The organism is Sphingomonas sp. BL-S-28, assembly GCF_055521515.1.
Map to the genome: position 1 here is coordinate 3,613,081 of NZ_CM145484.1, position 24,706 is coordinate 3,637,786.

Consider the following 24,706-nt stretch of genomic DNA (forward strand, 5'->3'; position numbering starts at 1 on the left):
AATGCCTGAAACGGTCGGACGGTGTTGCGCGGCGATCTGCATGAGAAACGTGTTGCCTCACGAAGGAACCTTCCCGAACGACGCGACCGTTGCCTCACGTAATTGTTCCTTACAGGTCCTCGCGCATCAATGCCATTGCATGTGACGGATTGCCGTGCAGCTGAGCCGTAGGCGAGGCGGAACGGTAATCCGTCACATGGCCGTAAGGATGGTTTCCGTGTCGCCTGGCGCGGCACTGGCCAGCCCGGAAGAGTGGCTGAACACCAGCGCTCGCGCGTGTTCGGTGCGCCAGCCTTTCAGACGGCGCTGGATAGTCCGCAGGAGGCCGTCCGGGTAGATGTTCGGCTGCTGGGCTTGCAATTTCTCCAGTAACTCCCGCCCGGTACGCCAAGGCTCGTCTTCGAACCAGGCCTTTAATTGGTCGGTAACCTGAATCAGTGGATCCGGTCGACGCCGTTCTCGCTTGCGCGGCGCTTTATCAACCGCCGTGGGCCGCGCCTCACCATTGTGCCATAAAACTTTCAGGCTCGAGAGGAACGCCCCCAGCGGTGGGGGGGACGTTTCGGTGGAATCTGCCACGACGCCGGCGTCGGCCAGGACCACCAGTTTCTGCTGCGCGGTGCGGATGTCTCGCAGCAGTCGAACGGGATCCAGCCTGGCGGCGAGGTCCCGTAGCCGTTCGCGTGTTTGCTCGCTGGTCCGCGGGTCATCCATCAAACGCTGGAACGGCGTCGCGGGAGCGTGATAGCGCTTGTGGACTTTGGCGCCGTCGCGGCGCTTTTCCGCCAACTTGAATGAGGGCTGGAAGAAGTTCACGAACAGGCGCGCCGCCGCATACAATTCGGCGAGCAGCCCAGCTGCTTCCAGTCCTTCGAACCGGCGATAGCCCACCAGACGGCGCACAACCGAACCGTTCTTCTGCTCGACCCAGGCCTGATCGTTCTTGCGATAGGGGCGGCAGCGGGTAAAGGCGATTTCCGTCGCCGCGCAGTAATCGCGCACGGTTTCATTGATGAACACGCTGTCATTGTCGGAATCAAATCCCAGCAACGGGAACGGCATCAGCTTGCGCAGCTCCTTGAGGACCTCCACCAACAACGTTTGCTCGCGCACCAGCAACGGTGCGCATTCAGTCCAGCCCGTCGCAATGTCGGTCAGCGTCAGCGTCCACGCCCAACTCCCCTTCGCCACCGGGCCGCTGTGCGACACCAAGTCTGCTTCCATATGCCCCGGCGCCGGATCGCCCCAGTCATTGAACGTCCGGATCGGGACGCTACGCCGCAGTTCCGATCCGCCGACACCGCGCCGCCGGACCTTCTGACTGTTCCCTTTCGCAGTCTGCAGAGCACGGTCGATCGTTGCCGGGCTCATCTGCAACAACCTCGCCTTGATCGCCGGATCGAGATCAAGGTGGCCATGACCCTCCATCGCCTCGACCAGAACCGGAATAAGCGGCCGCAGTCGCTTGCCGCACAGGCGGTCGCTAGCTTCCCACAACACGAGCAACGCTTCGCGCACCGCCTCGTTGTAAAGCCTGCGCTCCGGTCGCGTCGTTTCCCTGACCAACGGCTCCGAGCCCAATAGTCGCATTGCATGCTTCCGGTGGAAACCTGTGATCGCGACGAATTCGTCGAGAACCTTGCTCTTGCTCGCGCGATCGGCCGAGCGATACCGCTCGCCGACTGCTTCAATCAATTCCCTTCGCGTCGCCATGCTCACCTTCCGCATCGTTCCCTCCCGGCATTGGCCGGGAGCAGTTTAGATGAGGCAACGGCAGGTTTGCCGGGAGCAATTCAGGCGAGGCAATGCGAATCATCATCCAGTTTGTCGCGCTACAAGCTTTTTACGCCATCCTATCTGTCACCGCTCCAGGGCGGACAGGCAGCTAATCGGGATTACGAGCCGATAAGCCGCCATCCCGAAATTGGCCCAGCGTGCGCGCTCCGACAGGAAAAGCGGAACGTCCGCACCTGGGAACGCGAAATCGGCGGCTGAATGTCTTGGAAGGGTCGGCCCCGGACGCCGAAACTAACGTTCGGCGGGTCCACCAGCCTTGCCCCTCGCAGCTTGCACCCCCACCAGCCGCATGAACTCCTGGTACCGAACAGCCCCAAGCCGCCGCGTCTCGGCATCGAATGCCGGATGATGCGCCGTCTGGGTCAGGTGGAACTTCACGAAAAGGCCGACCAGTTCGGTGAGATAGTCGACCCTGCGCTCCATGCGGTCGACCGCGCGCGCTTGCTGATCGATCTTCCGACCGAACTGCGCATCCACACTGGCCGCCTCGCGCTGTTCGAACCAGGCGGCAACCGCTGCGGTCAGGATCGCGGTCTTGGAATTGTCCGGCTCTGCCGCCAAGGCATCGAGACGCGCCGACAGATGGTCGGGCAGGTAGAACTGATGGCGGGTCTTGCGCGTTTGCATACGGGCCAGAATACCGGCCCATGTGATCCGCCAACAGGTACTCGCTGAGGAATCTCAGTACCCCTTCGCGGCAGCTCATGATCAGAAGTCGATCTCCGGCCCGCGACTGCGGCCGAAGGTCCAGTTGATCGAACCCTCGCGCTGAATGCCCGAGATGTACCTGCCGATCTGCTTTTCCAGCACCGGTCGCCAAGGCACCAACGTGAACTCCTTCGACTTCTCGACCACTGCGAACTTCTCGCCGCCCACCTGAACGGCACGACGCAGGGTTCCCTCGATCTGGCCGTCCCTGCCCGGCACGTAATTGAGTCCCAGTTCCTCCGAGAGCTGCCCGGCGACCCGGCGCAATTCGCGCTGCCGCAGGTTCGCCATGAGGTTGGCCTGGTAGCGAATGGTGTTACCCTCCTGCTCGGCAAGCCCCTGCTCGATCAGCCATTGCCGGCGCTGTTGAAGAGCAGTGCGGACTTCGCCGCCCATCTGGCCCTTGAGGCTTTCGGGCTCGCGCGAGAGGCATTGCTCATCAAGCCAGGTCGGACCGTCGTGGCGCGCCAGCCATTCCAGCGGCTGCTCGGCGAGGACCTGTACCTGCACAGGATGCAGGCGGGCCTGCTTCTGCTCATATTCCCGAACCTGCTCGATGTAATCGCCGGGAATTTTCCAGGCGCCATCGGCACGCCGCTCCATCGCGATACCGCCGCGCCGGAGCGCCTCCAGACGCCGGACATGCGCCTCGATGAAGGTTCGGCTGGCTCGCTGGTCGTAGAGACCGTGATGAACACTGCTGTAGGCGCCGTCACTCACCCGCGCGATCTCATCGATCGTCCTATCCGCCTGGCGCACTCCAACGGCAATCTCGGTGACTCTCACCAGCCGATCGCGCATCGCGCCATCGGCCAGCTCATGGCCGAGGTCGACGTAATGCGAACGGCCATCGGTAGCCTCGACGATCATGTAATGCCGATCGCGGTGCTCATCGGAAAGACCGCGCCCCACGACGCGGCCCACGATCGCGCCGTCCTTGCCGGGATCATGGATTGCATAGTCCTGGGGCAGGATGCCGGGTCGGCTCCGCAGCTTTTCATGCATAGTGGCGATGATGTCGCCGCGCCGGCCCATGGCGCGCAAATTCTGCTCAAGATCGGGATCGAGGCGATAGCGCCCGTTCTCTTCCTCCACTGCCAATCCCATGCGCGAAAGTGTGCCGAGACGCGCCGCGCGCAGGCTCTGTTCCATGGGGTCGCGATGCCAGGCCGGCGCGAGCCCTTTGTCGTCGAGATCCCGCAGCAGCGTGCGGTCGATTTTGGTGAAACGCTCGGCGGTGATTTCGGCGCGCCGGGCCTCATGGATTTCCAATTCGCTGCGCGGGCCAAGATCGCGCGTGACAATGTCTGAGGCCCGTGCAGCAATACCGCGGCTGATGTAATCGCGGGCAATGATCAAATCCTTGCCCTGATCGTCGATTCCGCGAATGGCGATGTGGGTATGCGGATGGCCGGTGTTGAAGTGATCGACCGCCACCCATTCGAGGCTCGTGCCGAGATCCTTTTCCAAATCCTGCATCAGCCGCCGAGTGAGCGGCTTCAGGTCCTCGTATTGTGCGCCGTCCTCGGGGGCGACGATGAAGCGGAACTGGTGACGGTCGCCAGCCCCCCGCTCCAGGAACGCCTTGCCATCGGCGATATCGGTGTCCCGGCCGTAAAGGGCGCCGCGCTCGCCTTCGCGCGTGGTGCCGTCGCGCTGGAGGTAGCTGAGGTGGGCAACAGCCGCCTTCATGCCTTTGCCAGCGAGCTTCACGAAACGGGCCTTGACGATGACCCGGCGAGCCCGCGCCGCATCGCCATAGCCAGAACCACCCAGCATCCGCCCAAGGGCGCCGCCGCGGCCGATCCGATTGCCGGTGAACTGGCTGCGCCCCTTCCCCGCAGAACGCCGGCCGCCGCTCGCCTGGTTGATCGCCCGATGCAGGTCCTGACGCATGGGTCGTTCCTTGCCGACATGCCCCAGCCACACCTGGAATTCATCGTCCATCGCGCAAACCTCGCCGGCAAAGCCAGGAATGAGGGGTCGCGCGCGCATGGCTTCAAGGGCCTCCATCGCAGTGCGCCCAAACACCGCAGAAATCCGCCATTTTTCAGGCATGATTGTTGGCCATGGAGGCACGCCCACGCCCCGAAAGCCCAAGAGTCTCGTAAAAAACGATGTGCAGACAATGGGTTGTCCGCATCCGCGAGATAGCCCCTTTTAACTTGCCCTACCCTCCTCACTCCCAATGCCCCTCTCCGCCTCCTCCTCTCACTCCAAAAAACGGGGCCGATGTCGACCAGGCGAACCGCTCCGGCCTTCCTTGTGTTCGCTATTTGTTCTATATCCACTTCCCTAGCTGAGTCGCGAAGAGGAGCGAACGAATGGGCCTGCGGATCGAAGCCACGGACGACAACCGGCTGCAATTGACCGGCGAGATCGAGACGCTTCTCGACGTCCCGGCGCGCGGGATTGCGGAAGGGTTTTCGCTGGCGTTTTCGGATGGAACGCTGGTGCGCGGCTGCTGGATTCCTGGGCAAACCGCATGCCGTTTTGCCATCGCCAGCGAGGGCGCCGCGATGGTCAAATTCGTGCGTCAGGGGCTTGGTGAAGCGCTTGACCTCGACTGGCATTTCGACTGGATCACGCTCGCCTGCGGCACGGAAACGCTGCAGCCGGAAAACGTCGCCGGTAACGATGACGTGCTACAGCTGACGCTCGATATCGAGGTGAAGGAAGTCGCCTAGGGCCTGCCGCTCAGCTTCTTGATGTGCGCTTCGCAGACTTCCTTGACGAGCGATTGCAAGAGTTCAACGCGCTGGGACGGCCACTCGAGTTCAACCTCTCGCACGGTATAAAATGGCGAATAGCGGGCCTTCACGTGGGCCTGCTGGAGAAGCTCGAAGCAGCGCCGCACGAACTTGCCATCGCGCGGCCATACCTCGATTAGGTCACGCGCAAGGTCTTCAGACTTGTTTCGCAGGAACTCGAGGTTGTGAGATTTCGGCGAGTAGAGCGTCAGTGTCAGCAATGCTCAATCAAATTGCGCGGTGTCGATCGAGACCGGCGTGGCAACGGCTAGAGCGTCCAAGCTCCCCTGAATTGTCAGGGTCCAAGTCTCGCAGCGGAGACGAAGGCCGAATGATTCGGCGCCGGCTAGCTCCGGCTGGCCTCCGTTATCAGCGTACCGGCTGACAGGCTGCTGCTGCGCGATCAGCCAGCTCGAAATCGCCGGCCCTGAGCGCCGCCTTCTTGGCCTCTTCGCACTTTCCATCGGCCACGAGCACGCCGACTTCTTCGCGAAGGCCTTGCTCCTTGCGCGCTTCGTCGCGTTCCTCGTTCTTGTCGCGAAGACGCTCGACTTCGTTGAAGGACGAGTACCGCTGCTGCGCCGGATTGTCGCCTGACACGCCGTCACGGAGCCCACAACTCGTCACGTTACCGAGGCGATAGCAAGTCGCGGTCTGGGCCATGGCGGGCGATGCAGAAAGAGCCGCGAAGACCAACGCGGTGGCCGCAAGTGCAAGCTTCATCATTACCCCCGAAACATCATTGCCCAGTCACGATCCCAATGACCGCGCATTGAATTCGCGTCAAGAATTGGCTGCCGAGGTCTTGGGCGCCCAAGACCTCGTCTCTGAGCGGGAAACGATGAGCCCGGCAAGTATCAACTGTCGGGGACAAGCCTACATAACGGATACGCCAATACCCTTGCGCTTTGCTGCGCCGACCTCTCTCTGCCCCCTCACCTACCGATCCAGTCAGACCTTGGCCTAAGGATTCCCGTCTGTTATCCTGCCAAGGCGCTGCGCAAAGGGCAGCGCCGGGACTGGTAATCCTGCAAACAAAACAGCTCGGAAAACACGGTTTTCCGGGGTGTCGTCGTGCATGTCCAAACCTTCGGGTTAAAGACGGCGACGCATGTGTTTGCATGTTACCAGCTCCGGCGGCTCCCGCGCGTTAGCGTGCGGGAGTTCGGGACTGGTCCGCAAGTTGTCCTGAGCCTTCCGCCAACCCGCCTTGATGCGGACCCGGAGGTGCCAATGGACGTTCAAGTTCCTGCTGCTTCACCCGATCAGATCGCCGCTGTCACTGCGGCGCTCAACTCTTTGCCCAACGACAATTCCGCGCTCGCTGCGCTCTGGAAAATCTACGGCGCCGAGCCGGTGCGATTGCTGCGCACCCAGCAGGGCCGCAGCCTCAGCCGCGAAAGGGTCAAACGGGCGGAAGGCTTCATGGGCGGCCTCGCCCCTGACGCGCCGTTCCACTGGCACTATTTCCTCTACACGTCTGGGATTGTCGTGCAGCTGGCGCTGTCCTCGCACCTGCTCGATGTGGGCTTTCCGGATACTTGGTGCGCGCGCCACATCAGCCTCCACGTCGACAAGTCGCTTGCCTATGCCAATGTCACCGGCTTCGGTTACGATTGCCCCGAGACGGCGCGGCTACTGCAGGTACTCTCGCCCTATTGGAAGTGGAACCGCAACCGACCCGGCGACGGCAATCTGCTCGACGATGGCGGCTTCACGCCCGACGAGGTTCGCACGCTGGTTTCCGCGCTGGTCGAACACGTCCGCCATGTGACCGGCCATGCCCGGCCCCGGCAGCGCGCGATGCGATCCTGATCTGGCGCCCGCAGCAACCGTGCTGCGGGCCCGCCGAGCGGCGACAGGGCCGCAAGCACATCGTGCGATTCGCGCGCCGATGACGGCGACGCCGCGTGCCCGATGCCTGCGGAGAGATGGCTTGAGAACGAACCGCCGGTCGCAAGCTCCCGGCGGCCAATTTTTTTGGTGTCCGTAGAGTGCCGCCAATGTCCGTTACGGTGCACCGAGAGGAATCTCGCGCGTTCTTGGCTGTTTAGCACTGTTTGATGCCCTTGCGCCGGGCTCGGTTTAGCCCAATCTTGCTCATGGCCGGCCAGTCCACCTCATGAATAGGAAAGGACAACGCCACATGGATATGAAGCCTCTCGATCGTTTTCTGCGCCTCAACACCGTGCTCGAACGCACGGGCCTGTCCCGTGCGACGCTCTACCGCAAGATCCAGACCGGAACGTTTCCGAAGCAGGTCCGGATAGCCGAACGCTGCTGCGGGTGGCGCGAAAGCGCCATCACGCAATGGATGGACAATCCCATCTCGTACCTCGTCGAAGATTATCCGCCGCAGGCCTAAGCAATCGTCGCGGCGGAAGACAAGGCCGGGGCGCGCCCGCCGTAGCGGGCGCGCCCCGATCCCTTACCAGCCCTTGCGCTCCTGTCGGTCCCGCGACCGCATGATCAAGCCGATGGCTCGCCCGAATTCGATCTCCACCCGACGAACGCTGATGCCAAGTTGCTCGGCGATCTCTTCATAGCTCTTCCCCTCGAACCGGATCAGATGGAACACGGCACGCGGGAGCCAGGGAAGCGAACGTACCGCCCGTGCCAGCCGGCGCAGTTCCGGCTGTTCGTACTCGGGAAAGGCATCACGCAGGAAGGCTTCGCGGATGCGCTGCTCCAGCAGATAGATGTGCCAGATCATGCCGCGTCCTCCCCGAATGCGAGGAGGAAATCGGCGCCCTTGCTGGCTGCACTGGCCGCCCGGAAGATCGCCTTCTCGTCCGCGCGGAGGACTTCGAGCCATGATCCGATGTAATCGCTATGCCGGACGGTGGGCTGGATGCCGAGCGACGCACAGGCAAAGGCCGAGGTCATCTCGGCGATGAGCTCTTCCTTGGCATACGATGCCGAGCCGTACTTACCGGTCTGATCGCGGTCCAACCGCCCCTTCCCGCCGACCCAATGACCCAGCTCATGCAGTGCCGTCCGGAACCAGTTCACCGGCTCATGGAAAGCCGCCTGCGGGGGAACCTGCACATAGTCCTGCCTGGGGGCATAGAATGCCTCGTCGCCGCCGATCCGGAAGTCCGCCCCCGTAGCCGCGATGATCCGATCCACCTCGGTAATCGCCATGACCGGATCGGGCACGGCCGGCTCCTCGGCATAGCGCTCCGGCAAACCCTCGATCTGATCGAGGTTGAACACGACAAAGCGCTTGAGGAAAGCAACCGTCCGCGCCTCGCGATCCTCGCACCGCGCCTGCTCCGCCTCGTTCCTCGGCGTGAAGCGATCCGCATAGCAGATGACCGTGCCCTTCTCCCCGCGTCGGACATGCCCGCCTGCGGCCAAGGCCTGCTTGTACGTCAGCCAGCGCTGCGATGCGAACTGACGCTCCACCGCCTCGCACCACAGGATCAGGACATTGATCCCGGAATAGACCCTTCCGGAAACCGCATTGTGCGGCATCAGGCACGGGCACCGCGCACTGTCCCAGGGCTGCACCCAGGGAAGCCGGCCCTCCTCCAGCTCGGCAATGATGCGGGAAGTGACCTCCCCATAGAGGCTCTGGCGATTGGTCCTTTCCATTTCTCCTGTTCCTTTCCTCAACCGCCATTGACCGGCGCCGGGGTGGCGGGGGGCGGCAGGAGCGGACCAAAAGCCTCGCCTGAAATGGCGGGGTGCACCCGAAGGGCCGAAATGAAATGGAGGACCTGGGCCCCGCCCAGGTTGCGGCTCGCCATGGCGGGGCTAAGGGGCCGTGACGCCCCCCGTCACCCTGGAGCCGAGGCACACGCCGACGCGCCAAAGGCGCGGCGACCGCTGACGGGACGCGGATAGCGTCCCGCCCCGCCAGCGATCGTTACGGCTATGCCGACGAGACGCCGGGAGGCGGCTCGGCCCGAGCGTCAGCGAGGGTAGAGCGCGGCCGTGCGCAAGCACGGGGCGGCCAGCCGAACCAACCTCCCGAACGGAATCCATCCCGCGTATCTGAAATCAAGGATTTTGATGACAAGTGAAGCACATCACAGATAGTCATCTGTCACATGAGCGGACCCCACAGCAAAATCATAGCCGCAGCCGCCAAAGCCGAACTCGCCCCTCTCGGCTTCAAACGACGAGGGCAATCCCGGCTTTGGCTGAAGGATCACGGCTTCTGGCTCAATGTCGTCGAGTTCAAACCCAGTCAGTGGTCGATCGCGGTCGATCTGGGCAATGCGGCCCACTGGCTCTGGGGCGGCTGCGGCTTCATGAGTTTGAACTATTACGATCCGGATGGTCCCTACACAGAATACCGGGACGAAGATCAGTTCGGCGCGGCAGTCGCCGACATCGCAAGCACCGCTGCCTCACGGGCCAAGGAGATCGATGCCAAATTCGCGTCATTCGAGGCGATCGCTGACCATGTGATCGCAGAAGCGAACGGTTCCGAGAGGATGCGGCCCAGCTGGTTCGGCTACTACGCCGGGGTAGCCTGCGGCATTCTCGGAGATCTTGATCAGGCAGCGTCATTTCTGCGCGACATCACCGATGAGAGGGTAATTCCCCGTGGCGAACGCTTCCTGCCGGCAATCGGAAGTCCAATCGCCTTCCGGGAGAAGGCCAATGAAATCGTCAACCAGCAGCGCGCCGCGCTCAAACTGCCAGCACTGACGCGGGGGCTCTTTTAAGTCCCGCTGCGCCAGGCGCTTCTAACATCAGAATTTATACTTGCCATCACAACTGTTAGAAACGCCCTGCAATGTTGGATGAGCTTCCGGATATGCATCCCGTTACTTTGGTGCCACGACCACCGCAAACAGACGGTCAAGGTTCGATTGAAGGTCCTGGACAGCTGGATTTTTGGCATATTTCGGTAAGCCGAGCGGCAAGCTCATGCTTTCGTAAATGGCCCCCGCCTCTGCCTTGGTCAGGAGGCCTCGCTTCTTGAGAATGTTGGCAAGGCTGACGATCCCATTGATGGCGGAAACGTTCGACGCTTCGTGAGCTTCGATTATGTCCTTCCCGGCGAGGCAGGAACTACCTGTCATTCCGGGGCAACGCGCAATTGGTCCACGACCAGCCTGTCTTGTTGAGCCAGTTCGCGGTTGCGTGTGACCTCAAGTACCTGGTCAGCCATGGTCCGCCAGGCTTTTTCCGAACGCAGTGCGCGGTCCCGCGCGTTTTCGAGAAGCGAGCAAGCTGCCTCTTGCGCGGCTTGCTCCGCGCGCGCGATGAGAAATTCATAGGAAAGCGCCATAGGCATACACTCGCGGTACGGGGTCAGCGGGGTCAGATGGCCCGGCAGTCGCCTCACGCACTGCCGGACTATCCGTCGATCAGTCGGCGAGGCTGAGATTGATCGCCGATTCCTTGCCGTTGCGGCCGGACTCGACGTCATAGGACACGCGCTGATCCTTGTTCAGGGTTCCAAGGCCAGCAGCCTGCACGGCAGAAATATGGACAAAGCTGTCCCGGCTGCCGTCATCAGGCTGAATGAAGCCATAGCCCTTGTCTTCGTTGAAAAATTTTACGGTTCCGATAGTCATGAGCGTTTCCTTTCAAGAAACGGTTGTGACCGACAGCGCAATCACTGACGGACTCTTGCTTCAGGTCGTTACTTGAAAGGATGTCGTCGTCTTGCAGGAATGGGAAAGTGATTTTCCGAACCTGAACCAAAATCGTCGATCCCCCTCGAATTTCAACGAGAGCAGGATTCAAATACCAGATTCTGCTGGTGATGGGATGTCAGGCGCGCACAGCCGCCGAAACTTGCGCCATGCTCCAGGCACAGGCTGCCGCGGCGCCAAGTTCGCGCTGGAAGGCGCCAATACGGCCTGCGATCGACGAAGCGCGGGCGAGGTGCGCCCGGCGATCGTCATTGCAGACGGAATTGTCGGCACGCATCAATGCATGCTGGTGTGCGGCGTATTCCTTGTTGATATCCATGCGATATCTCCTGCTTGGCGCGCCCATGTCTCATGGGCTCGCCGCGAGTGCTTTCCTGATCAGTCGACCATCGCAGCGACAAGCCGTCGCAGTTCAAGGGTCGAAAGCATGGCGGAGAAAGTCGAATGCCGCTCCATGGAACCGTTGTCAGCCGAGCTTTTACGCAGCGAGATTGGGCTGAGCTTGGCAGCACCGGTGTTCAAATAATTCATATTATCCTTGCGGGCAGCAGTTTCTGCCCCCTTCTGAAATCGGGTTGGCGCCTGATCCATACCCCCGCGAGACGCTGCTTGCCCCTTGGCCGAGCGTCCGTTCGCGATAGGCCATCCGACCCTTGGGCAGATCGTAAGGCGGCGTTGCCGCGCGTATGTGGTTTCCAACGACCGGGTGGATCCGGCAACGGCGGCTTGCAGCTGCCGTGTAGGCGATGATCGGAAGCTCATTGTCGAGGGTCAACACCGAGGCGCCCATAGGGCCGGATCTCTTGATCTTGCCTCCGACTGAAATGAGTTCTTCCTTCGCCAAACCAGTTCCTTGCGTACAAATAATCGTCCGCAACCGGGCGTGTCCCGGCGCAGAGCCATGCAGCATGAAATGGAAAAGGCGGGCCGGCAAAGCGGCTATCAAATTCCGTCGCAAACGACGTGAGGCAATTTTTATATAAACCAATGTTTAAAAATTGCAAGCCGGAAACGATGGCGATTCCATTTATAACTTCGGAGCCCTGTCTTAGAAACTTTGCGATCCGTCAAATTCTGGGTCGGATTTTTAGATAGCTCCCCGGAGCACTCAAACAACCGCGCCAGGCGTGAAGTCGGGTGTTCGCGTTGGGCTGGCGCTACGGCGCCTTGAGCACTTCGCGCTCTTAGATGCTCTGGACCCGTTTAGGGCTCACTCCCCACCCCGCGTAGCACCGCAGGCACTCCGCTTCAGCTGCAGCCGACCATGTTGCTTCGCCAAACCGATTTCGTGTTCAGTCAGCAGCTACTCGTGCGAATGTGGTGGTGGTTGCGGACCCGCGCGGCGTCGGTTTCGGTGACGCGTCGGGAGCTGGCGTCGAAGCTGTGAGCAGCCCGGCGCCCAGAGCAAGCATCGGGGCCTGTTTCTTTCAGGATTGCGCCTTGCTCAGCAGCAGGGCTTTCGCGTGATAAGCCACGGCTCGCTCACGGTGGGCGTAGACGGCAGCGATGGAGCGTCTGCGCCGCAGCGCTTCCTGCGCCTTGCGAGCTTCCTTTCGCGCCCGGCACAGCAGGCGCTCGATTGAGGGTTTCATAACCGACCCCGTACCTGGGTGAACAGGAAGTTATGGAGGGCGGTAGCAGATTCAAAACCCGCTTCGGCGAGGCGTATGGTTCGCGCGCTTAGTTGCTGCAATGCAGCTCACGCGGCGAGCCGAACGGCATCTGTGCAGATCAGTGGGTGCTCTGTCGGGCTGCTTCCAACAAGGCTGAGGAGAGGTCTGAGTAGGTGTAGGGCCCGACGGAGTAGACACTCATCGTCTTCACCGTCACACCAGGTGGCAATTCACCCTCAGGAACATCCAACTGTTCGCCTGCGTCCTCCCGGCCCTCTGCGTCATCGGCGGCGCTGACATCTTGAGACGGGGTTTGCTCGGGTATATCCGACCGGGAATGAGCATCTATAGCCAGCAGGTCGGCATGGAGGAGTAGCAACTGATCGGCAATCATTTCCAGCGCCAGAACTTTCCGCTCTTCTGTAGTTCCGCCATGTCGGGCAGCAGCGAGACTAATCATTTCAACCTCCTCGAAGGAAAGCGCCGCCTCATCACACGATGCTGCGGAAGGCAGGGGCGAGCGCAGCTCATCCTCCGTCGTAGTTCCAGAATACTGCCGAATATGGTTCCGGCTGCGATAAGCACGCAGCCTTCCAGCGTAATGGTCCGCAATCTTGGAATACGCTTCCCGATTCTCTCCGGGCAGAGAAGCTCGTGCGTGGATTAGCGCAAGCTGATGCTGATAGAGTAACTCATTGAGGTCCATGGCCAAGTGTCCACATGGGAGCAACGAGGCCACTTAATATTGAGTCGGGTGCAACCTCGTCCGAGGCGCAATCTTACCATGGACGGGGTAGATTAACTTATTTATTTTCGGGCCTTGCCATGAAGGCGGAGCCGCCCGTTCTAGTGAGGATACGCGGCCGCTTCCGTTTGGCGGCTCTGCCAGCGGAGGCGATACGAAGCGTTGGTGCAATCTGGCGTTTGTGATCGCCATCGATCTTCTGCTTGGCGCCGTCCTGAGGTGGGTCCTGCTCCCGGGAGCCAAAAGCATTTTCCAAGCCAAAATCAACCGGCTCGTCGCGGCGTTCGACGCGGTCATGTTGATCATCCGCAATGTTGAACGGTCACGTCGCGGCCGGGATGACTATTTCGCAGCGATGAAGACGCACGCCGCGTGGGGCCCGGGGTCGGCCGCAAGATGATGCGCCCCCCTGCTGATCTGCGCCGCCTGCTCGACAAGAAGTGAGATCGCCTCGGCCCCCGCGCCTGCCTGCCAGGGAATCCAGGCCGGACTGATGGATCACCGCGTCGTGAAGGATGTCGAGCTGGGGACCCGCGATATCGTGACCAGCCGGACAAAGTCGGGTTCGATGATAACATGATGTGCAGGCACGCGCGAAAAAAGCGATGGGTCCCTATTGGAAGTTCCCCCCCGACTACCGAATCGCTCAATAGGCTAGAGGAAATCTCTAAAAGGAGTATTTTCGCAGACCGCCGCCCAAATGGCCGGCACCTGAGACAACATGTTTGTGCTTGTTCCCGCTGATAGAGGAGCATTCTCATGTCCCGTTTCACCATTGTCCCCTTCGATAAGGCGAAGCCGCCCACAGAGTTCATAGGCAACGATCCCGGCTCTGCACTCGCACTGGTGGAGCGCTTAAATTACGGTGACGCGGATATTTTGGAAAATGGAACATATCTATGCACGGCAACGCTGAGCGAAGGTGGTTTTTGGCTTATCAGCGCGCGCAAAGAGAGCCTTGAGTCGGTGGAAACTTAATACGCAAGCGAGCCGCGCACGTGATCGCCGCCAAATTGGTCCATGAAATGATGCCCCCTCAAGTGGCGCACGCACTAACATTGCTCAGGGTTGCGGCTCTGACAGGTCGCGGGAAAACCCGTCTTCAGGCAGGTTGATCGTGGGATGTGAGATTGTGTGGCAGCAATGAGAACGTGACGTCGATCTCGCGGCGGCCGTCGCACCTTTCCGAAACGCCGCGTTGCGCGGATCCATCGCCAGGCCGACGAACGAGCGGAAAAGCAGGTTATAATCCATCTGCTCCATGAGCTGGCGTTCCGAGCGGATCGTATAGAAAGCTTGCAAGAGCAATGCGCGCAGCAACTTCTCGGGCGGGATCGATGGCCGGCCAATGCGCGAATACGCCGCATCGAAACCAGCAGACATCACCTCGAGAGCTTCGTCGACAATCGCACGGATCGCCGAAGTGGATGGTTCGCCGGAACCCGGGCTTCGCAGTTCACGTAGGAAAACAGCCCTTCGTCCCGTTTATCGCCGCCGCGCATCTCAAATCCTTCAAACCTCAGCCGAGGGACTTCAATCATCTCAAGAGGCTCAAGGGATCTCTGTTTCAGCGATCTGTTAAAAAGCTCGGGTTTCCGCGCGGAGCTTCTACGGGCTCGTCCCCACCTACCTAGGGGCAGCCCCTGATACTGCGATGTCCGAGACTTCGATAGAACGGTTGAACTGGGACATCCGGCCTGTCCCGACCGAGCAATTTCCATTCGACGCGCGAACCGGGGCCGACGCCGCAACGCCCGCCTCACCAGGCGAGCGCTGGCAGGGAGCCCCGCCGTGATCTCAATCGATCGTATGCGTTCGTCATCCCCCCTTCCGGCATTGCGGATCCTGCGCGTGGCATTGCTGCTGCTCGCGGCGATCGCCGCCCTCATCATCGCCTCCGTCCCTGGTCGCGCGCAGCAAGCCGCGTCGCCCGAGCCTGCGGCGACGCTGTTCCAGAATGTCCGCGTCTTCGACGGCAAGAGCACCAGTCTCTCGCCCCCGTCAAGCGTGCTCGTGCGCGGCAACAAGATCGAGCGCATCTCGACCAGCCCGATCACGCCCGACGCGAACACCCGCGTAATCGACGGCGGCGGGCGCGTGCTGATGCCGGGGCTGATCGACGATCACTGGCATACGATGTTCGTACGCCCGACGCCGCCGATGCTTATGACCAGCGAACCCGGCTATATCAACCTGCTCGCCGGCGCCGAGGCGGAGGCGACCTTGCTGCGCGGCTTCACCACGGTCCGCGATCTCGGTGGCCCGTCCTTCTCGCTCAAGCGTGCGATCGACGAGGGCCTGTTGCCCGGGCCTCGCATCTATCCCTCGGGCGCGATGATCACGATCACCGGTGGCCATGGCGATTTCCGCACTTCCAACGATTTGCCCCGGGCGATGGGCCAGATGACGCACGGCGAGGAGGTGGGCGGGTTCGCGCTCGCCGACAGCCCCGACGAGGTGCGGTTACGCGCGCGCGAGCAGCTCATGCAGGGCGCGACCCAGGTCAAGTTGACCGCAGGCGGCGGCGTCGCCTCGCCGCACAGCCCGCTCGACGTCTCCACCTTCACGCTCGAGGAGCTTCGCGCCGCGGTCGAAGCGGCCGACAATTGGGGAACCTATGTCTGCGTCCACGCCTACACCCCTGCGGCGATTCAGCGCGCCATCCAGGCAGGCGTCAAATGCATCGAGCATGGCCATCTGATGGACGAGGCCACCGCGAAGATGATCGCCGACAAGGGCGTCTGGCTGAGCACCCAGCCCCTTCTCGATATGAGCATGGTGGCGATGTTGGGGCCTGACCAGCGGGCCCAGTTCGCGCAGGTCGTCGAGGGTACCAACACAGTCTACACACTCGTACGCAAATATCACATCAAGACCGCATGGGGCACCGACATCCTGTTCTCCGCAGCGGGAGCCAGCAAGCAGGGTCATATGCTGGTCGATCTGATGCGCTGGTACACGCCGGCGGAGGCACTGATCATGGCGACCTCGACCAATGCCGAACTGCTGCGCATGTCGGGCCTGCGCAATCCCTATCCCGGCGCGCTCGGCGTGGTCGCGCCCGGCGCCTATGCCGACCTGCTCCTCGTTGAAGGCAACCCGCTCGAGAATCTCAACCTCGTCGCCGATCCGGCGAGGAACTTCGTCATCATCATGAAGGACGGGAAGGTCTACAAAAACACGCTACCGAGCTGACATCGGCATTGACAGTTCGCTTACTCTGTCTTTGCAAAGCCGCGCGTCCAAAAGATGAAAGCACTTCGGCAATGAGGCAATGCGCGCGGAGACGTAATTGACGCGATCACCGGTTGCTCGCGTCAATTACGCACGGCATGTTCCGACACATGCTCGATCCCTTTGCATTCGACAGCTTCATCGTGCGCGCCGAGGTCCATATCCTGGAGATCGAGCCGAAGATCACCCGCACGCTCGACCTGCCAATGGCATTGAACTTCGCCGAACTCCATGAAGTCCTTCAGGCCGCCTTTGGCTGGACCGACAGCCATCTCCATCAGTTCAATGTCGGCGGTCTCATATTCGGCGCACCGGAGTTCGACGAAGACGAACTGTTCGACAACCGGATTTTCGAAGCTACCGAGCTAAGGCTCGTCGATTTCGTTTTTCCCTACGATCCCGACGGCCAGCCACTCGCTATCATTTACGAATACGACTTTGGTGATAGCTGGCGTCACCTGCTTCGCCTCGAACGGCTACCCCGCGAGGAAGGCGTCAAATATCCCAGATGCATCGCCGGCGCGCGCTCAGCTCCACCTGAAGACGTCGGCGGAACCGGCGGATACGCCGATTTCCTGGAAGCTTGGCTCGATCCCGATCATGAAGACCACAAAGCCATGCATCGCTGGGTCGGCCGAAAATTCCATCCCGAGCAATGCAATCTGGACGCTATCAACAAAGCCATTAGCAAAGCCATGCGCGTCTCACGCGGCGACTACAGGTTCCGCCAAGACCGGCCATGATAATTGACGCGATGTGGACACTATAATTGTCCTTGCGCAAAAGGTCCCGCCACCCCCGGCGGCACCGAATCGGAGGCCGTTCCCCTCTCGTGAGCGGCCTCTTTTGCCGTTTCCCCAAATCGCTCAGCGGTTGGGCGTTTTTCGAACAGCCTTTAGCGCACCCATATCAAAGCCGACTTCTCCAATGCCGCCATCGAAGACGCCGTGCCGATGGCGCACCTTCGCAACGGTGAACGAATCGGATGTGCAGATATCCGTGATCTCAACCCAACCATATTCCGGAAGATCGATGTAAACTTCCAATACCTGCTTGGGCTCAAGCCCATCGAGCCACGTGGTCGCTTGCTGGTAAACTTCTGCGGAAACCGACATAGAAAAATCCTTACGAGACCACGCGATTTCCATCGTGGTATGCCCAAGATATTCGATGTCGCAATTGCGCATGCGGGATGCCTCAGTTCTTTCGAGAGTTTCGCGGTGGCGCGCCCGAGCGCCGGCCCTGCCAAGGACCATTCGCGCTGGCTGGCACCGATAACATCTGCCCTGCGCTTGATCTCCTTGTTCCCTTCTCCAGCGGGTTGGTAGACCCAACCTGCGCCCAGTGATCTTTGGCAAAGGCCGTGTGAGCGAGCAGGTGTCACGTGACGCCTCCATCCTGCCAGCCAGCTTTGGGAACTCCTCGCGCAGCGCATCGGCAACCTGTTCCCACTGCCGGTACGCCGCCTCGGCCGTTTCCTGCGCGAAAATGGTTTTGATCATGGCAATGACAGCGGGACGTTGTTTGAGCGCAGCCTGGGCAAACGCGTGCGCACTGCTAGGATGCTGAAAATACCTGGTTGCTGCCCTCTTTGATCGTCGGCGACGACTAGCGCCAAACCGCGCAGGCCCGATCAGTCCGTAAGCGCTTGAAGGCTTTCCAGAAGGGCTCAGCGCCCGACAGGCCCGTGACGGCACCCCGAACCCCGCGCCGGCCATCGGTATTGACGCCCCCTTCGATTAACGACGCCATCGAGACGGTCCGTCAGCCCTCGCACTCTTTGACATAGGCGGCCTCGATCCATGGTACGGCCACTCCACCCTAAATGGGGCGCGGTCGAAGCGGTGCTCCCGCTCATCGGTTTCTGCAACCAGGCGGCTCACCTGACTCTTGATACACCCCTGACACCGATCGCCTTGACGAAATCGGCGACCGAAACGAGTCGAAAACACCATAGACGTTGGCGTCCTGGATCGCCGCCGCAAAGGCCTTCTCCGCGGAGTAAGCTCGGGAAGTAGCCGCCGTTGCGCAGTTTAGTGATCGCAAGTTCGATCCGGCCAGCTAGCTGACACAGAATGCGTTCCAGTCGTCCATCATCACCCGCCGCTTCTCGAGGAGATTGCCTCGACGGTACGCCGCCTCGGTCTTGCTCTTCACCACGTGCGCAAGCGCCGCCTCGGCAACGTCGCTGGGATGCTGGGTTTCTTCGCTGACCCAATCCCGGAACGACGAGCGAAAACCGTGCGGCGTGTAGGGTTCGCGCATTTCTTTGAGCAGCTTGGAAAGAGTCATGTCGGACAAGGGGGACTTTGGCCGAGACCCAGGGAAGATTAGAGCCGCCTCCCCCAGCCTCAGTTCGAGACATCGCCGCAGAATTCTCAAGGCCCCATCGTTCAGCGGCACCACGTGCTCGCGGTTGGCCTTCATGCGCTCCTTGGGCACAGTCCAGAGGTTGGTATCGAAATCGATCTCACTCCATTTTGCCTCCCGCACCTCGCCTGAGCGAGCCGCGGTGAAGATCGCGAACTGCAAGGCGAGCCGACTGAACGTTTCGCGCTCGGGCAGGCGACGCAGGAACGCCGGAACCTTGTCGTAAGGCATGGCGGCGAAATGACCGTCCTTCTTCGGCTGACGCGGAAGCCCCTTGGTGATCGCACGCATGGGAGCTTCGGTCTCGCGAAAGCCCGAGGCATAGGCCCAATCGAGAATTGCGCCGACCCGCTGGCGGACACGGCGAGCGGTCTCGGGCTTGGAGAGCCAAATCTCCGAGAGGAGATTGCGAATCATCGGACCTGTGATCTCGCTGACCTGCCGATCACCGATATGTGGGAAGACATAGGCTTCCAACGTGCTGGACCACTGCGCCGCGTGCTTTTCGTTGCGCCAGGTCTTGCCGTTGGCGGCGATCACCTTGGCAGCTGCTTCACGAAAAGTCGGTATGCCCTGCGCCTTGCGGCGTTCGAAAATGGGGTCGAGGCCCATCTCCATCCAGCTTCGGATTTCTCTCGCCATCTCCCTGGCGGTCGCGAGCGAGATCTTCGAGGCGCTGCCGAGACCGAAATCCCGCCGCAGCCCATGCTTCTGCACCCGGCATATCCAGCTCTTCGAACCGCCTGGCTGGACGACAAGGTACAGGCCCTCGCCGTCACCCATTCGGCCCGGCCGAGTGGCCGCTCTAACGCTCGTTGCGGACAGTTTTCCCATGCCAAAACCTTCCCACATTTCTTCCCACGAAACGAATCGGACGCCGTGCGATGGAGTGGGATGCGGTGGGATGCGAATCAGGGCATAAACCAAGGAAATCCTTGGATTTATGAGACTGAATCGTGATGTGGTGGGATGGTCCCTTGGCGGAGAGGGTGGGATTCGAACCCACGGTACGGTTGCCCGTACACTGCATTTCGAGTGCAGCGCATTCGACCACTCTGCCACCTCTCCGCTAGAGATGCGATAGCGATGGAAGGTCTCCATCGGGTCGGGAAGCGCGCCTCTAGCTGGCACAATCGCGCTTGCCAAGCCCCATTTTTGCAAAATGTGGGGAACAATCCACAGGCCAGCTTGTGAGCCCCCGGCCCCAAACCTATATTGAGCACATGAACAGGGCGTCGTTCTTCTCTCCTCAGGCCGGTCGCGTCATCGATGCACCCCGCCAGACCCGGGCTCGTTTCGCTATCGGCGATGTGGTCCGGCACCGTAATCACGACTTTCGCGGTGTCGTCTTCGACATCGATCCCGTCTTCGCCAATAGCGAGGAATGGTACGAATCGATTCCCGTCGACGTGCGGCCGAAACGAGACCAGCCTTATTACCACCTCCTCGCCGAGAATGAGGATTCCAGCTACGTCGCCTACGTCAGCCAGCAGAACCTGATGGAAGACGCCGACGGCGGGCCGGTGGAGCACCCTTCCGTGCCGCAGCTGTTCGAAGCGTTCCACGACGGGCACTACCGCCTGAGGCGCGGCCTCGCACACTGAGCGCCCGGTCCTAGGGGACAACAAAAAAGCCGGCGGGGTTTGACCTACGCCGGCTTTTCTATGTCGTCCGTTCGGGAAATCAGCCTTTGAGCTTCCAGCCCGAACGCAGCACCAGATAGACCACCAGCGCGAAGGCCGCGTTCAGCAGGCCAAGGCCGAGGGCGCTATGCAGCACGGCCAGATTGGAATTGCCGATGTCGCTCTGGCCCAGGAAGCCGAAGCGGAAGCCGGAGATCACGTAGAAGAACGGGTTGAACCGGCTGACCGTCTGGAACGCCGGCGCAAGGTTGTCGATCACGTAGAACGTGCCCGACAGCAGCGAGAGCGGCGCAATCACGAAGTTGGTGACGGCGGCGTTGTGATCGAACTTCTCCGCCCAGATCGACGAGAGCAGGCCGAGTAGAGAGAGGAACACCGATCCGTTCAGGCCGAACCACACCACCGCCCAGGGATGGTGCACGGTCAGGTCCACGCCCGGCCACAGCAGCATCGCGGCAGAGAGGGCCAGGCCCACCAGCAGCGCGCGGGTGACGGCGGCGCCGGTCATCGCCAGCATCAGTTCGCCCTCGCTCAGCGGCGGCATCAGATAGTCGATGATGGTGCCCTGGATCTTGCCGGCCAGGAACGAGAAACTGGAATTGGCGAAGGCGTTCTGCATCATCCCCATGACGATGAGGCCCGGCGCGACGAAGGTGGCGAAGTTCACGCCCAGCACTTCGCGCCCGCCGCGGCCCAGCGCCACGGTAAAGATTACCAGAAACAGCATCGTGGTGATCGCCGGTGCCCAGATCGTCTGGGTCTGGACCTTGAAGAAGCGCTTCACCTCCTTCATATAAAGGGTCTTGAGCCCCAGCCAGTTCACCTGGTGGATCAGGGGCTCTCCCTTTGCCGGGAAGTGGCGGGGCTGCACGATCCGCTCGGCGGACTGCAGAGCGGTCGAATTCGTTTGATCGGCCATGCCCCCGCGAGTATCGGCTGCGGCTTTCCAAGGCAAGCCGTGCAACGGAATTTCGGGGCGATTCTCTGTCGAATCGCTCCCTGCAAGAAGATGGAACTGGAATGAGCTGGACGGACGAGCGGATCGAGAAGCTGACCAAGATGTGGGAGGGTGGTGCCACCGCCAGCCAGATCGCGGACGAGCTTGGCGGCGTCAGCCGCAACGCGGTGATCGGCAAGGCCCATCGCCTCGGCCTCAAGGCACGCCCATCCCCCGTGAAGGCGAACGAGAAGCCGGCCCGCCCAGCTCCCGCGCCGAAGAAGGCCAAGCCGGCCGAGGAACGGCCCGCCGCGCCCGCGCCGCAGGCGGCAGAGGCTCCCGTCGCGCGCCCCGCGCCGACGCCGCCCGCCGCCCCTGCGCCGCGTGCGCCGGAACCCGCAACGCCGCCGTTCGCGGCCGATGACGAAGCGCCCGTCGCCCCCAAGGGCCCGCGCGTGGTCTCGGTCGGCCCCGGCGGCTTCCTGCGTCAGGGCCCCGGCGATCAGCAGCAGCCGATCCCGCCCGCTCCGCCGCGCCGTCTGGTGCCCGCCAAGCCGAGCGCGGAAATCGCCGACAAGACCAGCCTGCTGGACCTGAACGACCGCGTCTGCCGCTGGCCGATGGGCCACCCGGGCGAGCCGGACTTCCACTTCTGCGGTGACAAGGTGAACCCCGGCTTCCCGTACTGCGTCGAGCATTGCGGCCGGGCCTATCAGGCCCAGCTGCCGCGCGGCGCGCGCCGTCCCCCTCCGCCGCTGCCCTTCGGTGGACCGCGGGTTCGCTGATCCGATGACGATTGCGGCACGACAAGGCGTTCAGCATAACTGGCGCTTTGCCGTGCCGTTGCTTTCCGGCGCGGCTCTGGCTCTCACCGCCCTTCCGGCCTCGGCGCAGCAGGCACCTGCCGCGCCCCCTGCCGCTGCTCCGGCCGTCCCGGCCCCGGCAGCTACGCCGGTCGAATATGTCTATGTGGCGATGACCACCAGTGAAGGCACGATCGTCTTCGCGCTGGACAAGACGCACGCGCCGCTGACCACCGCCAATTTCCTGAAGTACGTGGACGCGAAGAAGCTCGACGGCACCACGTTCTACCGCGCCATGCATCTGGACTGGGGCGACACGCCCAGCGGCCTGCTGCAAGGCGGCCTGCAGGGCATCAAGGTGCTGCCGCCGGTCGCACATGAGCCGACCAGTCAGACCGGCCTGCATCACACCTCCGGCACGATCTCCATGGCGCGCTATGCGCCGGGCACCGCCACGGCGGACTTCACGATCATGATCGGCGATGTGACCTCGCTGGACGCCAATCCCGCCTCCGACAATCCCGAGTTCAAGGCCGGCTTTGCCGCCTTCGGCCATGTCGTTTCCGGCATGGATGTGGTGCGCAAGATCTGGGATGCGCCGCGTTCGGCCACCAAGGGCGAAGGCGTGATGCGTGGGCAGATGCTGGAGCCGCCGGTGAAGATTCTCACCGCCCGGCGCACCACCGCCCCGGCGCAATAACGCTTCCCGCACCGACAAAATCGTCATTTCCCGATTCGCTCGGCGCCGCCTGAAAAGGCGTGCGCGGCTTGGCTGTGCGCCCGCGATTCAGGTCGGCCGCGACAGCTAACCCGGCCAACGCCGAGTAACACCGTGGTTAACAGAAGTACTCGCAAATCCTTCGGCACCAGCTTCATAATTATGATTTTGTAATCGGTTTGCGCCAGTTACGAGAGTTACCGTTTCTTAGTGAATCCTACCTAGGTTCTTTCCAAATCGAACCTGGATGAACAATGGTGCAGCACGAAAGTATCCTGTCGCCAAACAGAACGGTCACTTTCGTCCGTCGCGTTGTCGTGCATGTCATCCAGGCGATCTGCACCGTCTGTGCTCTGGCGGCGATGTTCGCCGATGGCACCACGGCCCGCTCGCTCGCCACCGTGGCCGCCGCCTGCGCCTTGTTCACGCTCTTCGTCGGCGTGCTGTTCGGCCGCCGCGCCGTTGCCGAATTGGGCGACCACATCCGCCTGATCGATGAGGCACGCGATGCCCGCGGGCAGGTGGAAGAACTTTTCGCCATGACCGACATGCTGCAGGCGGCCGAGGATCACGACGATGCCGGCGCCATCCTGATGGCGACCGCGCAACGCCTGCTGCCGGACTTCGGCGGCGCGCTCTATGTCTTCAACAACTCGCGCGACCGGCTGGACCTTGCCAAGTCGTGGGGCCGCTCGCCCTCGTTCGAGCCGGCCGGCACCTTGCTGCCCGGCAATTGCTGGGCCCTGAAGCGCGGCAAGCCGCATACCAACGATCCAGAGAGCGGCGGCCTGTGCTGCATGCACCAGATCGGCGAGGGTACCACCATCGAAGTGCCGATGATGGCGCGCGGGCAGGTGTTCGGTCTGTTGCTGCTGGCAGGCGATGTAGACGCCGCCCCGGTACAACTGAACGACATTCGCCGCACCGCACAGGCACTGGCCGATTCGATGTCCCTCGCGCTTTCCAATATTGCCCTGCGCGAAAAGTTGCGCACGCAGTCGCTGCGCGATCCGCTGACCGGGCTCTACAACCGTCGCTACATGGAAGATGCGCTGGAACGCTACATCAGCCTGGCCGAGCGGACCGGCACCGCCACATCGGTGCTGATGGTAGACCTCGACAACTTCAAGCGCATCAACGACGAATTCGGCCATGCGAAGGGCGACGCCGTGCTGCGCGACGTGGCGGCGCAACTGGTGGGCACGCTGCGGCCCTCCGACGTCGTGGCGCGATACGGCGGTGAGGAGCTGGTCGTCATCATGCCCAAGTGCGGGCTCGACAACGCCGCCGCCAAGGCGGAAGTGCTGCGCAAGCGGATCGAGAGCCTGTCCGAAGCCCACGGCGCGGCGATCAGCGCCTCGTTCGGCGTGGCCACCGTGCCCGAAACCGCCACCAATGCCGCCGACGTCGTGCCCGGTGCTGACAGCGCGCTCTATGCCGCCAAGCAGAGCGGCAAGAACCGCGTGATCCTCTGCGAGCGCCGCTCCAAGCGGGATGACAAGCAGGCGCCCCGGCTGGCGGTTACGGGCTGATTTCTGGCCCCTTGCTGAGGATCGGGCGCTTGCCTAATCCCTTCCCACGCTCGCAATGACGAACGTGGGGGTTCTTGCCGGTCCACTCACTCACCAACTTCGTCGCCCCCGCGCAGGCGGGGGCCCCGCTTCCTTCCTGCCAAGCGCAAGGACAAGCGGGATCCCCGGCTTCGCGGGGATGACGGGGTTCTGGAGTCCATATCCGCGCACAAAAAGAAAAGGGGCCGCATCGCTGCGG

Annotated in this window: 28 protein-coding genes, 1 tRNA gene and 1 pseudogene; 12 read left to right on the top strand and 18 right to left on the bottom strand. The window is 62.0% G+C overall.

From position 1 onward, the window contains the following. Positions 1-192 precede the first annotated feature (192 nt). From ACZ1JC_RS25465 to rlxS, 3 genes are all read right to left on the bottom strand, one after another. A complete protein-coding gene (locus tag ACZ1JC_RS25465) occupies positions 193-1,728 on the bottom strand; it encodes an integrase catalytic domain-containing protein (RefSeq protein WP_465148427.1) in 1,536 nt (511 codons plus the stop codon). 300 nt (positions 1,729-2,028) lie between these two features. After that, the gene (locus tag ACZ1JC_RS25470; RefSeq protein WP_465137509.1) at positions 2,029-2,424 is read right to left on the bottom strand and encodes a CopG family transcriptional regulator; all 396 of its coding nucleotides are present in this window, start codon (positions 2,422-2,424) and stop codon (positions 2,029-2,031) included. Positions 2,425-2,505: 81 nt separating this feature from the next. Further along, positions 2,506-4,518, bottom strand: coding sequence for a relaxase/mobilization nuclease RlxS (gene rlxS / locus ACZ1JC_RS25475; RefSeq protein ID WP_465137508.1), 2,013 nt, complete (start codon positions 4,516-4,518; stop codon positions 2,506-2,508). 311 nt (positions 4,519-4,829) lie between these two features. Here rlxS and ACZ1JC_RS25480 point away from each other — a divergent pair, with 311 nt between their 5' ends. Next, a complete protein-coding gene (locus tag ACZ1JC_RS25480) occupies positions 4,830-5,192 on the top strand; it encodes a hypothetical protein (protein WP_465137507.1) in 363 nt (120 codons plus the stop codon). Here ACZ1JC_RS25480 and ACZ1JC_RS25485 read toward each other — a convergent pair. Then, positions 5,189-5,476, bottom strand: a complete 288-nt coding sequence (locus ACZ1JC_RS25485) for a HEPN domain-containing protein (protein ID WP_465137506.1) — start codon at positions 5,474-5,476, stop codon at positions 5,189-5,191. The two genes, ACZ1JC_RS25480 and ACZ1JC_RS25485, sit on opposite strands and share 4 nt — an antisense overlap. A 148-nt stretch (positions 5,477-5,624) precedes the next feature. Then, on the bottom strand, positions 5,625-5,981 hold the full coding sequence (locus tag ACZ1JC_RS25490; protein ID WP_465137505.1) for a hypothetical protein: 357 nt from the start codon (positions 5,979-5,981) through the stop codon (positions 5,625-5,627). A 507-nt stretch (positions 5,982-6,488) separates the two neighbouring features. Here ACZ1JC_RS25490 and ACZ1JC_RS25495 point away from each other — a divergent pair. Continuing rightward, positions 6,489-7,070 carry a hypothetical protein gene (locus ACZ1JC_RS25495; RefSeq protein WP_465137504.1) on the top strand — a complete coding sequence of 194 codons (582 nt, stop codon included), beginning with the start codon at positions 6,489-6,491 and terminating at the stop codon, positions 7,068-7,070. 331 nt (positions 7,071-7,401) lie between these two features. After that, the gene (locus ACZ1JC_RS25500; protein ID WP_395393732.1) at positions 7,402-7,620 is read left to right on the top strand and encodes a helix-turn-helix transcriptional regulator; all 219 of its coding nucleotides are present in this window, start codon (positions 7,402-7,404) and stop codon (positions 7,618-7,620) included. 63 nt (positions 7,621-7,683) lie between these two features. On the opposite strand, the gene ACZ1JC_RS25505 is transcribed toward ACZ1JC_RS25500, so the two are convergent. Together ACZ1JC_RS25505 and ACZ1JC_RS25510 are read right to left on the bottom strand one after the other, a co-directional pair. Continuing rightward, complete coding sequence (locus ACZ1JC_RS25505; protein WP_465137503.1) at positions 7,684-7,968, bottom strand: sigma factor-like helix-turn-helix DNA-binding protein; 285 nt, start codon at positions 7,966-7,968, stop codon at positions 7,684-7,686. Beyond that, positions 7,965-8,852: an ArdC family protein gene (locus tag ACZ1JC_RS25510; protein ID WP_465137502.1), complete on the bottom strand. Its 888-nt coding sequence runs from the start codon at positions 8,850-8,852 to the stop codon at positions 7,965-7,967. The genes ACZ1JC_RS25505 and ACZ1JC_RS25510 overlap by 4 nt, the downstream gene beginning before the upstream one ends. A gap of 458 nt (positions 8,853-9,310) precedes the next feature. On the opposite strand from ACZ1JC_RS25510, the gene ACZ1JC_RS25515 reads away from it, so the two are divergent. Continuing rightward, entirely contained in the window at positions 9,311-9,934 is a 624-nt protein-coding gene (locus tag ACZ1JC_RS25515) for a hypothetical protein (protein ID WP_465137501.1), read from the top strand. 102 nt (positions 9,935-10,036) lie between these two features. On the opposite strand, the gene ACZ1JC_RS25520 is transcribed toward ACZ1JC_RS25515, so the two are convergent. From ACZ1JC_RS25520 to ACZ1JC_RS25545, 6 genes are all read right to left on the bottom strand, one after another. Continuing rightward, positions 10,037-10,294 (bottom strand): hypothetical protein, encoded by a 258-nt coding sequence (locus tag ACZ1JC_RS25520; protein WP_465137500.1) that lies wholly within the window; start codon positions 10,292-10,294, stop codon positions 10,037-10,039. Continuing rightward, the gene (locus ACZ1JC_RS25525) at positions 10,291-10,503 is read right to left on the bottom strand and encodes a hypothetical protein (protein ID WP_465137499.1); all 213 of its coding nucleotides are present in this window, start codon (positions 10,501-10,503) and stop codon (positions 10,291-10,293) included. Before ACZ1JC_RS25525 ends, ACZ1JC_RS25520 begins: the two co-directional genes overlap by 4 nt. Positions 10,504-10,582: 79 nt before the next feature. After that, positions 10,583-10,792 (bottom strand): cold-shock protein, encoded by a 210-nt coding sequence (locus ACZ1JC_RS25530; RefSeq protein WP_395393719.1) that lies wholly within the window; start codon positions 10,790-10,792, stop codon positions 10,583-10,585. Between the two features lie 199 nt (positions 10,793-10,991). Beyond that, positions 10,992-11,192: a hypothetical protein gene (locus tag ACZ1JC_RS25535; RefSeq protein WP_465137498.1), complete on the bottom strand. Its 201-nt coding sequence runs from the start codon at positions 11,190-11,192 to the stop codon at positions 10,992-10,994. Between the two features lie 59 nt (positions 11,193-11,251). Then, complete coding sequence (locus tag ACZ1JC_RS25540) at positions 11,252-11,404, bottom strand: hypothetical protein (RefSeq protein ID WP_465137497.1); 153 nt, start codon at positions 11,402-11,404, stop codon at positions 11,252-11,254. A 1,200-nt stretch (positions 11,405-12,604) separates the two neighbouring features. Further along, a complete protein-coding gene (locus ACZ1JC_RS25545) occupies positions 12,605-13,192 on the bottom strand; it encodes a hypothetical protein (RefSeq protein ID WP_465137496.1) in 588 nt (195 codons plus the stop codon). 220 nt (positions 13,193-13,412) lie between these two features. Here ACZ1JC_RS25545 and ACZ1JC_RS25550 point away from each other — a divergent pair, with 220 nt between their 5' ends. Then, positions 13,413-13,631, top strand: a complete 219-nt coding sequence (locus tag ACZ1JC_RS25550) for a hypothetical protein (protein ID WP_465137495.1) — start codon at positions 13,413-13,415, stop codon at positions 13,629-13,631. A 359-nt stretch (positions 13,632-13,990) separates the two neighbouring features. After that, positions 13,991-14,209, top strand: a complete 219-nt coding sequence (locus tag ACZ1JC_RS25555; protein WP_395393709.1) for a hypothetical protein — start codon at positions 13,991-13,993, stop codon at positions 14,207-14,209. A 228-nt stretch (positions 14,210-14,437) separates the two neighbouring features. Here the strand turns inward: ACZ1JC_RS25555 and ACZ1JC_RS25560 are convergent. After that, a pseudogene (locus ACZ1JC_RS25560) lies at positions 14,438-14,733 on the bottom strand (transposase); the annotation flags it as partial. A 349-nt stretch (positions 14,734-15,082) separates the two neighbouring features. Here ACZ1JC_RS25560 and ACZ1JC_RS25565 point away from each other — a divergent pair. Together ACZ1JC_RS25565 and ACZ1JC_RS25570 are read left to right on the top strand one after the other, a co-directional pair. Further along, positions 15,083-16,426, top strand: a complete 1,344-nt coding sequence (locus tag ACZ1JC_RS25565; protein WP_465137494.1) for a metal-dependent hydrolase family protein — start codon at positions 15,083-15,085, stop codon at positions 16,424-16,426. 149 nt (positions 16,427-16,575) lie between these two features. After that, on the top strand, positions 16,576-17,208 hold the full coding sequence (locus ACZ1JC_RS25570; RefSeq protein ID WP_395393705.1) for a plasmid pRiA4b ORF-3 family protein: 633 nt from the start codon (positions 16,576-16,578) through the stop codon (positions 17,206-17,208). Positions 17,209-17,331: 123 nt separating this feature from the next. Here ACZ1JC_RS25570 and ACZ1JC_RS25575 read toward each other — a convergent pair whose 3' ends face one another. From ACZ1JC_RS25575 to ACZ1JC_RS25585, 3 genes are all read right to left on the bottom strand, one after another. Beyond that, positions 17,332-17,967 carry a hypothetical protein gene (locus tag ACZ1JC_RS25575; protein ID WP_465137493.1) on the bottom strand — a complete coding sequence of 212 codons (636 nt, stop codon included), beginning with the start codon at positions 17,965-17,967 and terminating at the stop codon, positions 17,332-17,334. A gap of 559 nt (positions 17,968-18,526) precedes the next feature. Then, entirely contained in the window at positions 18,527-19,687 is a 1,161-nt protein-coding gene (locus ACZ1JC_RS25580) for a tyrosine-type recombinase/integrase (protein ID WP_465169092.1), read from the bottom strand. Between the two features lie 126 nt (positions 19,688-19,813). Next, positions 19,814-19,903 (bottom strand) — tRNA-Ser (locus tag ACZ1JC_RS25585). A 155-nt stretch (positions 19,904-20,058) separates the two neighbouring features. On the opposite strand from ACZ1JC_RS25585, the gene hspQ reads away from it, so the two are divergent. Continuing rightward, positions 20,059-20,439 (top strand): heat shock protein HspQ, encoded by a 381-nt coding sequence (gene hspQ / locus ACZ1JC_RS25590; protein ID WP_465137491.1) that lies wholly within the window; start codon positions 20,059-20,061, stop codon positions 20,437-20,439. A 79-nt stretch (positions 20,440-20,518) separates the two neighbouring features. On the opposite strand, the gene ACZ1JC_RS25595 is transcribed toward hspQ, so the two are convergent. Continuing rightward, a complete protein-coding gene (locus ACZ1JC_RS25595; protein ID WP_465137490.1) occupies positions 20,519-21,397 on the bottom strand; it encodes an ABC transporter permease in 879 nt (292 codons plus the stop codon). Between the two features lie 101 nt (positions 21,398-21,498). On the opposite strand from ACZ1JC_RS25595, the gene ACZ1JC_RS25600 reads away from it, so the two are divergent. The 3 genes from ACZ1JC_RS25600 to ACZ1JC_RS25610 all read left to right on the top strand — a co-directional run bounded on the left by ACZ1JC_RS25600 (position 21,499) and on the right by ACZ1JC_RS25610 (position 24,468). Further along, entirely contained in the window at positions 21,499-22,200 is a 702-nt protein-coding gene (locus tag ACZ1JC_RS25600) for a GcrA family cell cycle regulator (RefSeq protein ID WP_465137489.1), read from the top strand. 4 nt (positions 22,201-22,204) lie between these two features. Beyond that, the gene (locus tag ACZ1JC_RS25605; protein WP_465137488.1) at positions 22,205-22,918 is read left to right on the top strand and encodes a peptidylprolyl isomerase; all 714 of its coding nucleotides are present in this window, start codon (positions 22,205-22,207) and stop codon (positions 22,916-22,918) included. A 272-nt stretch (positions 22,919-23,190) separates the two neighbouring features. Continuing rightward, a complete protein-coding gene (locus ACZ1JC_RS25610) occupies positions 23,191-24,468 on the top strand; it encodes a sensor domain-containing diguanylate cyclase (RefSeq protein WP_465137487.1) in 1,278 nt (425 codons plus the stop codon). Positions 24,469-24,706: the final 238 nt, after the last annotated feature.